Here is a 13,249-nt window from a genome sequence, read left to right on the forward strand (position 1 = left end):
CGGAGGGGAAGGGATAAGATGAGCGAACGGACCGGTCTGATGGGGGCGCGAGGCGCGGTTTTGGCCGGAGCCGGAGCGATAGCGGTGGCTGTTGGGGTCGCGTGGTTTTCAGGTGTGTTCACGCCCGACGTGACGCAGACGCCTACCGGCGCGTTGACGCCAAGCACGCAAACAGGAGATGCGATAGAAACGCCGCCTGACAAGGCACCTGACAAGGCAGATGACACGGTCGTGGTGGTGCAGGACGTGTCAGAACAGCAGGACGCGCCGCAAGATCAAACGGCGCAACCCGGAGCAAGTGACGGCGAGAGTTCTGAAGAAGCGCCTATCACGCAAGCTTCTGACACGCCCGCCCCGGTAGACCCCTTGAAGGATGAGACTGTTCCCCGGAACACTGAGGTTGAGGCAGGGCAGATTGCACAGGACCCTTCCGAACCTGCAACAGATCCTGCAACAGATGAAGCCGCCCAAGACGAGGCTCCGCTTGCGCAGGCATCAACACCTTTGGAGCAAACCGACGATGCACCTGTCCCGACTACGCCGATGCCGCCACGCATTGATCTGGTCAGGGTGGAGCCGGATGGCAGCGCCACAATTGCAGGGCGGGGAGAGCCGAACACGGAGATCGTGACCGAGCTTGATGGGCAGGAGATTGGCCGTGTGACGGCGACGAGCGATGGCAGTTTCGTGCAGTTTCTCAGTCTGCCCATTGCACAGGTGCCGCAGATGATCAGGTTATGGGTGGCCCTGCCGGAGGGCGGGCGGCTCTATGCGTTGGAGGATGCTATTCTGGCTCCCGCTCCGGTGGCTGAGACGAGTGCGGCAGCCGATCCGCAAGAGGTGTTGTCGTCGGTTCCGGTAGAGACTCCCGTAACTGCACAAGAGGCCGGGGAAGTATCCTTGGATCAGGACGCAGAACAGGTGGCCACTCAGACTGACGATCGTGGGCAAACGGATCAGTCTGCCGATCTGGCGGCCATGCAGAAAGATCCTGTGCAAGCCGATGAGCCAAAGTTGCCGGAAACGAAAGAGGCTGGCACGGTAGAGATTGCGGTTCAGGATGTTGTTGAACCGGAAGCTGCGCCGAGTATCCATCAGGTCGCCGAAGACGTGATAACAAGCCAATCACAGGTAACACCGTCGCAAGAATCCCCCATCGCAGTGCCGGTGCTTGCTGAGGATTCGCAAGTGCCAGTCGAGACACCGGACCCGCCGCGCGCACCGATGGTGTTGTTGGCCGGACAAGAGGGCATGCGCGTGGTGCAGCAGACGGAGGCGCCGCCCGAGGTAATGAGCGCGGTGGCGCTTGATACCATTACCTATTCCGAGGATGGCGAGGTGCAACTGAGCGGGCGCGCGCGCGGCACCGGATTCGTGCGCGTCTATATCGACAACAAGGCGATCACCACATCGCGGATCTCGGCGGATGGCGGCTGGAGGACCGATCTGCCGGATGTGGATACGGGGATCTATACCCTGCGGGTTGATGAGATTGACGATGCGGGGCAGGTAACCAGCCGGGTTGAGACGCCATTCAAACGCGAAGCGCAAGCCGTGGTGGCCGAAGCCGGACAGGTGAGCGCGATTACGGTTCAGCCGGGCAATACGCTCTGGGCCATTGCGCGTGAAAACTATGGTGAGGGAATCCTTTACGTGCGGCTCTATCAAGCCAACAAGGACCGTATTCGTAACCCGGATCTGATTTATCCGGGCCAGGTTTTCGATATTCCACGCGAGTAAGCTGACGCCAGCTGGAGTTTCGAGGCGACGAAACGTCACGCGAAGTGGTGTTGCGCGGTGTGTGCGCTTGTTGCCGTAGTAAATGCGCGTGTGTAAATGGGAAGGAAAGCTGTGATGGCAAGACGGATACTTGTTGATCAGAGTGATATCACCAAGGTGACGTTGGAGGACGTGCCGTCGCGGGTATTGGCCGAAGGGGAGGTGCGGCTGAAGCTGGAAAGCTTTGCGCTCACTGCAAACAATGTCACCTACGCCGCGGTCGGGTTTGTTATCGGATATTGGCGGTTCTTTCCTTCGGGTCAGGAGGGGCAGGGGATCGTGCCTGTCTGGGGCGTGGCGAAAGTGGTCGAGAGCCGCAACGCCGAGCTGTCAGAGGGTGCACGATTCTACGGTTTCTATCCGATGGCGGAGGAGTTGGTGATCGCGCCAAAAGCGACACCTGACGGCACATTTCTGGATCAGAGCGTGCACCGGGCCGATTTGCCGCTAATCTACAACACCTATGTCGGTGTTCGTGAAGGCACGCCCGAGGAAGACTATCTCAGAGCGTTGTTGCAGCCGTTGCTCGCGACGTCCTATCTGTTGTTTGATTGGCTGGCCGACAACGACTGGTTCGGAGCCGAGCAGATCGTGATCGGGAGCGCGTCGTCGAAAACCGGGCTAGGCCTGTGCAAGTTTCTGGCCGAACCTGCTGTGCGACCTTACCGCATTGTCGGGCTGACTTCAGAGCGAAATCGCGGGTTCGTCGAGGCTTTGGGGGCTTGTGACGAGGTGTTGAGTTATGACGAGATCGACAAGTTGGCCCGGGTGCCGACAGTTTACGTCGACATGTCAGGCAATGCAGATGTGAAGGCGCGGTTGCATGGGTATCTGACGGATCAGTTGCAACATTCTGCGGCGGTCGGAACCAGCCATTGGGACAAGTTCAACCCACCCGCCAACCTGCCGGGGCCGAAGCCACAATTCTTTTTCGCGCCATCGCAGGTGGCCAAGCGACGCGAAGAATGGGGACCGGGAGTGATCGAGAAACAGATCACTGCGGCCTGGAAACGGATTGCAGCAGATGTGGAAAGCTGGCTTGATCTGCGGGTGCAGGACAGGCTGGAACCGGCGATGCAGGTCTGGTGCGATCTGGCGCAAGGGCGCGCCGATCCGCGTGACGGGCATGTGTTCCGGCTTTGAAGCCTGTTTTGACACATGTGGTGGGTGGCATTCGCGCGCCGAGCGGCCTATCTACGTGGTCTTGAACACGTAAAGGACACGAGGCGCATGCATCACGCCAGCCCAGACATGGATGATGATCCGAGAGACGAGCGCCGCTCTGGCTGGCGAACGATCCGGCGCGTTGCGCCCTATCTCTGGCCGCAGGAGCACCCTTGGGTAAAGCGGCGCGTCTTGTTGGCGATGCTGGCGCTTGTGGCGTCCAAGCTGATCGCGGTCGGAACGCCGGTACTCTATAAATGGGCCGTCGACACTCTGGCCGGAGAGGGTATCAGCGAGCTGGCGCTTGGGGCTGTGGGGCTGACCGTGGCCTATGGCATGGCGCGCTTGATGACCAACGGGTTTCAACAGTTGCGCGACGCAATTTTTGCCGCCGTGGGGCAGCGGGCGCTGCGACAACTCGCGCTCGAAACATTTCGTCACATCCACGCGCTTTCGATGCGCTATCATATCACGCGCAAGACCGGTGGATTGAGCCGGATCATCGAGCGGGGCGTCAAGGGTGTGGAGTTTCTGTTGCGCTTTATGTTGTTCAGCGTGGGGCCGCTGATCCTTGAACTAGTGATGATCGCAGGTGTGCTCTTTTTCCTGTTTGACGTGTGGTATCTCGCGGTCGTGGCACTAACCATTGCTCTTTATGTCTGGTTTACTTTCAAGGTGACTGAGTGGCGCGTGAAGCTGCGGCGCGAAATGAACGATCAGGATACCGATGCCAACCAGAAGGCTATCGATTCCCTGCTCAACTTTGAAACGGTCAAGTATTTCGGTGCCGAGGAGCTTGAGGCGCAGCGCTATGATGGCGCGATGGCGCGCTATGCGGCGGCGGCGCTTAAGACCGCTTATTCGCTGGCTTTCCTCAACTTTGGTCAGGCGTTTCTGATCACTGGCGGTTTGGTGGTGGTGATGGTGATGGCAGCGATCGGGGTTGAACGCGGGGCGCTGACTGTGGGCGATTTCGTGATGGTCAACGCCTACATGATCCAGATTACCATGCCGCTGAATTTCCTTGGCACGGTGTATCGCGAGATCCGCCAATCTCTGGTTGATATGGGGCAGATGTTTGATCTGTTGGAACAGCCCACCGAAGTTGCCGACAAGCCGGGTGCGGTGGCGCTGCAGGTAAGGGGCGGCACGGTGAGGCTTGACGATGTGCATTTTGGCTATGATCCGGCACGCCCCATTTTGAAGGGTGTGTCGCTGGAGGTGCCCGCCGGGCAGACCTTGGCGATTGTTGGCTCGTCCGGGTCGGGAAAATCGACTATCGGGCGGCTATTGTTCCGGTTTTATGATGTGCAGAGTGGTTCTCTTGAGATTGACGGGCAGGACGTGCGCGATGTGACCCAAGCCAGCCTGCATGATGCGATTGGTGTGGTGCCGCAGGATACCGTGTTGTTCAACGATACGATCCGCTACAACATCGCCTATGGTCGCGCTGGGGCGAGCGAAGAGGAAATCGTGGCGGCGGCCAAGGCGGCGCAGATCCATGAGTTTATCGAGGCTTTGCCCGAAGGCTATGAGACGACGGTGGGCGAGCGTGGGCTGAAGCTTTCGGGGGGGGAAAAGCAACGGGTGGGGATTGCGCGCACGCTGTTGAAGAACCCGCCGATATTGTTGTTGGACGAAGCGACGAGCGCACTTGATACCGAGACCGAACAAGAGATCCAGGGTGCGCTGGCGCGGGCCGGGCAAGGGCGCACAGTGATTACCATCGCGCATCGGCTGTCGACCATTGCCGATGCCGACCGGATCATCGTGTTGGAAAACGGCAGGATTGTTGAGGAAGGCAGCCACGGTGACTTGCTGTCGCGTGCAGGGCGGTACGCCAGTCTATGGCAGAGACAGGCGAGCGAGCGCGAGGAGGCGGCTTGACATGAGCGTCGTGAACGTGCGGCCGGTGATGCCCGGTGACAAGGCGGAATGGGCCCGGATGTGGGAGCGGTATCTTGCGTTTTACGAGACCACACGCCCGCCGGAGGTGTTTGAGTCAAGCTGGGGCTGGATCATGAATGGTGCGCATGGAATGCATTCGGCGATTGCCGAGGTTGATGGGCGTGCCGTCGGGATTGTGAATTTCCTCTATCATCATTGGTTTTGGGCGGCGGAGCCGAAAATCTATCTCAACGATCTATATGTCGATCCCGAAGTGCGCGGCACCGGGGCTGGGCGTGCCATGGTTGAGTATGTCGAGCGGCACGCCACAGAGAACGGCGCCGTTTCGATCTATTGGTTGACTGCTGAGGATAACGCGATAGCGCGCAGGCTTTATGACCGGATCGCAAAGAAATCGGCCTTTGTTCATTATACGATGACGCCGGGCGGCTGAGCGGGGCGGGCAACAGAGAGCGGGGACAGCCGAGCGGTTACTTGTTACTCGGCTGCTCGCATCGTGTCGTCGCCTTTGTCAGCGGGATCGGGGCTTTCTTCGTCTGTCTCGTCTGGTTCTTGCTCGTCGGCTTCAGAGACAGGCGGCGCAGTGGTTGTCGAGGCATCCGGGGCAGCGACAGGCGCGAGTTTTCCCGTGCGCGCGAGAATGCCTTTGAGGTCGTCGAGACCAAGGGCGTCGTCTTCGTCTTCTTCCGGCTGGAACGCCTGTGTGTCGGCATCCCAATCTTCGGGCCACAGAAGTTCGGGCGCGCGGATGCGGCGGGCGGCGCGTCGCAGCGCCCAGTCTTGGGCGGCCTTGCTGGCGCGGCCCATCGAGAGAACCTTGAGTAGCCGGGCGAGCCAGCCGACATAAGTGGAGAACCAGACCCGCAGGGCCAGCATCGACGGCGTGAACACCAGCGTCAGGACGGTGGCGATGCCGAGCCCGAAAACCACCGCTGTAGCCAGTTGTTTCCACCACAGCGCAGTTGGGCTGTTGATCGAATAGCCACCGGCGAAGAAGTCGAGGCTGACGCCAAACATCATCGGGGCAAGCCCTGCCATAGTGGTGATCGTGGTGAGAAGCACCGGGCGGATGCGGTCTTCGGCGGTGCGGATGATCGCCTCGATCCGCGGCATGTAGCCGGAATACTCCTGGTAGGTGTCGATCAGCACGATGTTGTTGTTCACCACGATCCCGGCCAAGGCCACGATGCCCGTGCCGGTCATGATGATCGAGAACGTCTGATCCATGACGATCATGCCAATCAGCACGCCGGTGGTTGAAAGCACCACCGCGAGCAACACCAGCACCGAATTGTAGACGCTGTTGAACTGCGCCAGAAGGATGATGAACATCAGCGCCAAGGCACCGGCGAAAGCGGTTTGCAGGAACGCTTGGGATTCTGCCTGATCGTCCTGATCCCCTGTCCATTCCCACGTCACATCTGCGGGCAGTGGCGCGCTCTTGAGCCATTCGGTGAGCGTAGCGATCCGTTCGTTTGCGGTCATCGGAGTTGTCCCGATTGTCGCGCCTGCATCGATCAGGGCTTGCAGATTTCCGGCGCGTGCCAGATCGCCATCAGACTGGAAGTCGAAATAGCGAGTGGTCTCGGTGGCTTTGCCAAGCCCGAGGAAACCGGGGGTTGTGACATTCAGTGCGACGTCATACTGCGCCCCCTGCTTGATCTCCTGTGCTGTCAGTTCGGAGCCAAACCCCAGCTTGATTGTATATCTTTCTGGCAGTTCCACCGCGCTACCGGATTGGGCGGCAAGGGCGGCGGCGGCATCTTTCTGCTCTTGGATTTCCTGATCAAAGCCCGCGCCCTCGGCCATGTCGGCGGGGAGCGTGAGCTGAATAAAGGAGCGATAACTTTCAACCCCGGCTTTGACGTCGAAATAGCGGGTCTGATCCGTGCGATTGATTTCGGCTAATCCACGCACAGGCTCGCGGGTGATGAAATTGCTGAGCGGCACGAGCCCTTGGGTAGTGCGCAATTTCAAGCTGTCGAGAGTGGAAAGGACGCGATCCGCCTCGGGCAGACGGACACGGATTTCAATCTCTTCATCCGAACTGTCGACGCGCATCGTATCGAGCAGGATGCCGCGCGTGACCAGTTGAACCATGCCGCCCACAGTGGCGACATCGGCGCCGTAGCGCCCGGCATTCTTGACGTCGACATTGATCTGCCAGTCAATTCGAGGCAGGGGCAAGGTGTCTTCCACCAGCGTCAGGCCGGGGGTTGCATCGAACTTCGCCCGCACTGTGTCAACCGAGGCGGTAAGCGTTTCCCAATTGTCACCCTTGAGGCGCAGATGCACCGGTTTGGCCGAGGCCGGGCCACGGGCCTGGGCCAGTATCTCGACTTTGATACCGGGGATCTGCTCCAATTGGGCAGTCAGCTCATCAATGATGACATCACCATCAAATGCGGGCGACTTGATATTGCTCATGACCGTGTAGCCAAGGAATGGAATAGTGAACCAAGGGGCCTTGGTATCCGGGCGGTCATTCCACGCGATGGTTTCGAGCTGAACCTGCCCGATTGTGTCTTTCGGGGGCTGCGCGCCGCCGGTGTTGTTATTGAGCCCGCTTTCGCCCGAGAAGGCAAACGCATTCCTGACCCCTGGATGCGCCAGAACAACGTCTTCTGCGGCGCGCACCAAAGCGTCTTTCTGCTCGATCGACAGATTGCCACGGGCGCGAACATAGACAATGGCCTGTTCGGGCTCGGATTCGACGAAGAATTCGGTGCCTTTGTTGTTCTCGCCGAAATAGGTGAAAACCTGCACCACCACAAGCACCACCGCCACGACCGTAATGATCGGCATGATCGGATTGCCCGCGATGAATTTGATCAACATGCCGAAAGCAGTGCGATTGCGCTTGTCCCTTGGCGGCTTGCGGCGCGCGAACTTGGCTGCGCCGACCGTGATCGAGCTGAGCATCGAACCCAGCAGGAAAATTGCGATGCCAGGCAGGTAGGCCATAAGACCGTCGCCCGGCGGTGTGCCGCCAAAGAGATGCCCGGGGTTAAGGGTCTGTCGCGCGCCAAGATAGACCAGGTAAAGCGCTGGCGGGACCAGGGCGAACCGTATGGACCAGTGCGCATGGCTGCGCAGCCAGTCGGAACTGTTGCTGAACTTGCGCGTCATCCGGCCAGACACGCCCCCCATCACCGGCAGATAGATCAGCGCCACGATCAGAGAGGCCGACAAGACGAAGATCAGCGTGACCGGCAACATGCCCATGAACTGCCCCGGCACACCGGGCCAGAACAACATGGGCAGGAAGGCGCAGAGTGTCGTAGCCGTGGAGGAAACCACCGGCCAGAACATGCGCTTGGCGGCTTCGACATAGGCGTGCATCGGGCCGACCCCATCGGTGATCCGCTTGTCGGCATATTCGACGACGACGATGGCCCCATCGACCAGCATCCCGACAGCAAGAATCAGCCCGAACATCACGATGTTGGAGACGCTCACCCCCATGATGGCCAGCAGAACAAAGCAGAGCAGGAATGACGTGGGAATCGCAAATCCAACCAGCAGAGCGGGGCGGATGCCCAGTGCGGCGAGCACGACAATCATGACCAGAGCGATGGCTGTCAGGACCGAACCTTCAAGCTGGTCGATCATTGAGCCGACGACGTTGGATTGATCGTTCGAAGTGCCAAGCTTGATCGCGGCGCGCAACTCTTCGGGCCAGGCAGTGTTGGCTTTGGCCACCGTGTTGCGTACCTCTTCGGCCATGTCCAGAAGGTTGAAGCCCTTGCGCTTGACCACTTGCAGGGCGACGGTGTTGGCGCCATTGAAGCGGGCGGTGGATTTGCGGTCTTCAAAGGTGAGCCGGATGTCAGCCAGATCGCCCAGCGTAACCACCCTGTCGCCATTGGTCTTGACCGGTAGGGAATAAACATCCTGCGGTTCATCAAAACTTGATGGGATCTTTACCGAAAACGAGCCCGTGGCGGTTTCCACTTCGCCAGCCGGGATCAGTTGGTTATTGTTGCGCACCACGTTGATCAACTCGCCCGCGGTTACGTTATAAGATTCAAGACGTAGCGGGTCGATGACCACTTCAAGCATCTCGTCGCGGTTTCCGACGATTCCGGCTTCCAACACCGCGTCGAGCGCTTCCAGTCTGTCCTGCAAATCCTTGGCGATGCGGTTCATCGTGCGCTCGGGAACTGCGCCGGTAAGGTTGACGATCAGTACCGGGAATTCGGAAAAGTTGATCTCGTTGATCGAGTATTTTTCGTACCCTTCGGGAAACTTGCCTTCGGCGGTGTTCATCGCTTCGCGCACGTCAGCCATTGTGGCCGTCTTGTCCCAGCCGAATTCGAATTCGAGGAAAATTCCCGCATAGTTTTCTGCTGCCGTGGCCACCATCCGGTCGAGCCCGTCGAGATCGGCCAGTTCGGTTTCCATCACCTTGACCAACAATGTCTCGCTGTCAGCGGCAGAAATGCCGGGGAAGGGGACCGAGATGAAGAGGCCGGGGATCTGAATGTCGGGTTCGCCCTCTTTCGGGAGGGTCATATAGGCGAATGCGCCCGCCAGCAGGGAGAGCACGATAAAGGCCATGACCATGCGCGCGCGCGCGGCGGCCCAGTCGACAAGACCAGTCATTTCGCGGCTTCCTCGTAGGCGGCACGCACCGGAACACCATCGACCACATATTCCTGACCGATCACGATGATATCCGCTTCATCAGGCAAGTCGGAGATCCAGACCCCATCAGCCGTGTCGCGCACAAGGGTGATTGGCTGGAATAGCGCCTGATTTTCGGAATCGACCACCCGAATGCCCAATACACCATCATCATTGAGTGTAAGCGCCGATTGCGGAACGAGATGCGCGTTTGCACCATCCGAAGCGATCACGATCTCTACAGTTTGGCCATCGCGCACATCAAGGCCGGGGTTGGGCACCGCGATTTCAACGCGGAACGTGCGGGTCAGCGGATCGGCGGAACGCGACAGGAAACTGACACGCCCGCGCAACTCCTGCCCGCTGGTTAGCCGTGCGCCCGCCAGAGACCCCACCGAGATGCGGTCGATCTCGGTCTCGGGCACGTAGGCTACAAGTTTTATCGGATCGAGCTGAATCACCGTGGCGCAGATCGCGCCGGGTTGCAAAAGCGCGCCGAGTTCGGCGGCATCGCTTTCCAGCAGCCCTTCGAATGGGGCCGTGATTTCCAGCCGTGAAATTTCCTTTTCGACGGTGGCAACGGCAGCCTCGGCGGATTGAATGCCCGCCTTGACGCTGAGCACGCCCGATTGCGCGGTTTTGACCCCGGCTTCTGCCGATTTGACGCTGGCTTTGGCAGAACTGATGCCGGCCTCGGCTGCGCGCATCGCAGCCTTGGCAGACGCGACGCGGCTATCCGAGGCATAGCCGCCTTCCGCGAGTTTTAGCGCGGCGTTGTAATTGATCTCGGCTTCTTCGCGTTGGGCGTATGCGGTTTCAAGCTGGGCCTTGGCGTTTTCAAGCTGTGCTTCGGCGCGCGGCAATTGGGCTTCGGCTTCGGGCACGCGAGCTTCGGATTCGAGCAGGCGGGCGCGTGTTTCAGCGAAGGTAGAGGCGCGCGTGCCCGGATCGAGACGACAAAGCACCTGTCCCTCTTCTACGAACGCGCCTTTGCGCAACGGCTCGGAGATTACCAGACCCGTAGTTTCTGCCCGCACATCGACTTGACGCGCGGCTTCGGTCTGGCCGCGCAGGATGACCGCGCTGTCGATGACCGAGGCACGCGAATGGATCGCGACCACGCCGACTTCCGCCGGGCCGGAGTGGGCCTTGCCAGCGGCGACTTCCTGAGCGGAAGACGCGTTGTTTGTAACAGCCGTTTCAAGCGATGCAGCATCTTCACCACGGGCCAGTGCGAGCAATGTGTCGCGTTCAATAATCAGAAAATAGAGAAAGACGCTGACCAGAACGGCGGTGATGATCGGCAGAAGTCGCATATAGGGTCCTTTTTGCGCCGGTATCGCGCTGATTATGTGCCAATGTGGCATTCCCACGCAATTAGACTGCGCTGTGTAAGTTGCAAGTCCTGATCTCCAGGGTGCGTTATTCTTCCGTTTGGAAAGGTGAAAACCCGAAGAAATCCGTGGGCAATGGGCAAACTGAACTCATCGGTTCAGTTTAGGTTGAGAGGGCAATAAGTGCAAGGCTGCCTACCATGCGCGGAGCAGGTGTGACTGTGCCGCTACAAATTGGTATAGCGACAACGGTGAGCGCGTCGTTCGGCGGGCCTTGGCAGAGCGCGGGACACGCGTTAAGAGGGGGCAAATCCAAAGTGAGGGGCGCCCAGGGTGAGCGATACCGACAGTTTCATTGAAGAAGTCACCGAAGAGGTGCGTCGCGACCGACTGTTTACGCTGATGAAGCGTTACGGTTGGATATTTGTGCTGGCTGTGCTGGTTCTGGTGGGGGGAGCCGCGTTCAACGAGTTTCGCAAGGCGCAGGCGCGCAATGCAGCCGAAGCGACGGGCGACGCGATGATCGCGGCGTTGCGTCAGGACGATCCGCTGGAGCGGGCGAGCGCATTGGCGAAAGTCGCACCCGAAAGCTCTGGAGCGCAGGCCATCGTGGCGATGCTGGAGGCGAGCGAACAAGTCAATTCGGGTGAGTTCGATGCAGCCGTTGAACAGCTTAGGAAAGTTGAGGGTAACGCTGATTTGCCGTTGATCTATCGCCAACTGGCGGCGTTCAAGCTGCTGGCTATTCAGGGTGACGCGCTGTCTGTGGATGAACGCAGAAGCGGGTATGAAGCGCTGATCGGGCCAGGCTCGGCCATTCGGCTTCTGGCCGAGGAACAGTTGGCGCTTGTCGATATCGAAACCGGTGATGCAGAAGCTGCTGCCGCGCGTTTGCAGGCCATCGCGAGTGATGCTGGCGCGACCGCGGGCTTGCGTCAGCGGGCGTCTCAGTTGATTGTGGCATTGGGTGTGGAACCCGAAGACCCCGCGAAGAGCGGCGAATAACGGCGACAAACGCCGGGAAAGCCACCGGATGAACGCTGGGAAAAGACACAAGGGTGAGGCCATGATGCGGGCAATCGATGTGAAACAGAGCGGATGGGCGATCGGGCTGGGGCTTGTGACGTTTCTCGCGGCTTGCGGCGAACGCGAGGTAATCTTACCCGGACAACGCGAAGACCTGCGCGCAATCATGAGCGACAGTGAAGCGAACGCCCCGGAAGTCACGCCGGAAAATCGCACATTGCCTGTCACGTTGCCCAAGATGGTGACAAACGCCAACTGGACTCAACGCCATGGCACGCCGCAGACACGGGTCGACCACCCGGCCTATTCCGGCACGATGCAAATGCTGTGGAGCGCCAAGATCGGCGCGGGCGAAGGGGCCCGCCAGCGCATCACCTCCGATCCGGTGGTGGCGAACGGGCGTATCTTCACGCTTGATGCGCAGGCCAAGGTCAGCGCGACGGCGACAACCGGCACCCCGGTCTGGAGTGTTGATCTGTTGCCCGAGAGGGACCGCGCCAGGGATGCAACGGGTGGCGGGTTGGCCTATGGCGACGGCACCCTGTTCGTAACGTCGGGTTTTGGTGTTCTGACGGCGCTGGACGCCGCGACCGGTGCGCAGAAATGGCAACAAAAACTGGGGGCTACGGCCTCGGGGCCGCCGACGGTGCGCGACGGGTTGGTCTTCTTGTCGGCAGGTGACAACACTGCCTGGGCTGTTGAGGCCGATACCGGGCGTATCCGCTGGCAATTGGATGCCACGGCGAGCCGCAACAATGTGCTGGGTGCGCCCGCACCTGCGGTCAACGATCAGGTGGCGATCTTTGGATTTGGGTCGGGCGAGGTTCAGGCGGCCTTCCGCAGCGGTGGCTTGCGTGTCTGGGACGCGGTGATTTCGGGACAGCGGTTTGCATTGGCACGCACGCGCGTTTCGGACATTACGGGTGACCCTGTGATCGTTGGGCAAGATGTGTATGTCGGAAGTCATTCGGGGCGGTTGGTGAAGATGAAGGCCAGCACCGGCGAGCGGCTCTGGACCGCCAATGAAGGCGCGCTCAATCCTGTCTGGGTTGCTGGCAATTCGATCTTTCTGGTGTCGGACCGCAATGAACTGGTGCGGCTTGATGCCGAAGATGGAAGCCGCGTGTGGGGCGCAAAATTGCCCTTCTTCGTCAAGGACCGCCCGCGGCGGCAAAAGGAAATCTTTGCCCATTACGGCCCGGTACTGGCCGGTGGCAAGCTGATCGTGGTGTCCAATGACGGGGGTATTCGCAAGTTCGAACCCAGTTCGGGCGCGTTGATCGGGACCGGGAAAATTCCCGGCGGGGCGACGACAAACCCGGTTTTTGCAGGCGGTGTGATGTATGTGGTCTCGACCAAGGGCGAGCTTTACGCTTTCCGTTGAGCAAAGACTGTTGTATCGCGGCGGCCTG

General features: G+C 59.8%; 8 protein-coding genes. 6 read left to right on the plus strand and 2 right to left on the minus strand.

Annotation, left to right across the window (positions count from 1 at the left end):
* Nucleotides 1-18 precede the first annotated feature (18 nt).
* The 4 genes from LZG00_18980 to LZG00_18995 all read left to right on the plus strand — a co-directional run bounded on the left by LZG00_18980 (nucleotide 19) and on the right by LZG00_18995 (nucleotide 5,284).
* On the plus strand, nucleotides 19-1,740 hold the full coding sequence (locus tag LZG00_18980) for a LysM peptidoglycan-binding domain-containing protein (GenBank protein ID MCF3596071.1): 1,722 nt from the start codon (nucleotides 19-21) through the stop codon (nucleotides 1,738-1,740).
* Nucleotides 1,741-1,854: 114 nt separating this feature from the next.
* A complete protein-coding gene (locus LZG00_18985) occupies nucleotides 1,855-2,922 on the plus strand; it encodes a DUF2855 family protein (GenBank protein ID MCF3596072.1) in 1,068 nt (355 codons plus the stop codon).
* An 87-nt stretch (nucleotides 2,923-3,009) separates the two neighbouring features.
* Nucleotides 3,010-4,830, plus strand: coding sequence for an ABC transporter ATP-binding protein/permease (locus LZG00_18990; protein ID MCF3596073.1), 1,821 nt, complete (start codon nucleotides 3,010-3,012; stop codon nucleotides 4,828-4,830).
* A 1-nt stretch (nucleotide 4,831) separates the two neighbouring features.
* The gene (locus LZG00_18995) at nucleotides 4,832-5,284 is read left to right on the plus strand and encodes a GNAT family N-acetyltransferase (GenBank protein ID MCF3596074.1); all 453 of its coding nucleotides are present in this window, start codon (nucleotides 4,832-4,834) and stop codon (nucleotides 5,282-5,284) included.
* Between the two features lie 44 nt (nucleotides 5,285-5,328).
* Here LZG00_18995 and LZG00_19000 read toward each other — a convergent pair whose 3' ends face one another.
* Nucleotides 5,329-9,456: an efflux RND transporter permease subunit gene (locus LZG00_19000; protein MCF3596075.1), complete on the minus strand. Its 4,128-nt coding sequence runs from the start codon at nucleotides 9,454-9,456 to the stop codon at nucleotides 5,329-5,331.
* Complete coding sequence (locus tag LZG00_19005; protein ID MCF3596076.1) at nucleotides 9,453-10,793, minus strand: efflux RND transporter periplasmic adaptor subunit; 1,341 nt, start codon at nucleotides 10,791-10,793, stop codon at nucleotides 9,453-9,455. The genes LZG00_19000 and LZG00_19005 overlap by 4 nt, the downstream gene beginning before the upstream one ends.
* A 351-nt stretch (nucleotides 10,794-11,144) precedes the next feature.
* On the opposite strand from LZG00_19005, the gene LZG00_19010 reads away from it, so the two are divergent.
* Both LZG00_19010 and LZG00_19015 read left to right on the plus strand, forming a co-directional pair.
* Nucleotides 11,145-11,816, plus strand: coding sequence for a tetratricopeptide repeat protein (locus tag LZG00_19010; protein ID MCF3596077.1), 672 nt, complete (start codon nucleotides 11,145-11,147; stop codon nucleotides 11,814-11,816).
* A gap of 64 nt (nucleotides 11,817-11,880) precedes the next feature.
* The gene (locus LZG00_19015) at nucleotides 11,881-13,221 is read left to right on the plus strand and encodes a PQQ-like beta-propeller repeat protein (protein ID MCF3596078.1); all 1,341 of its coding nucleotides are present in this window, start codon (nucleotides 11,881-11,883) and stop codon (nucleotides 13,219-13,221) included.
* Nucleotides 13,222-13,249 lie beyond the last annotated feature (28 nt).

It is taken from the genome of Rhodobacteraceae bacterium LMO-JJ12 (assembly GCA_021555075.1).
In the GTDB taxonomy this organism is placed as follows: Bacteria; Pseudomonadota; Alphaproteobacteria; order Rhodobacterales; family Rhodobacteraceae; genus JAKGBX01.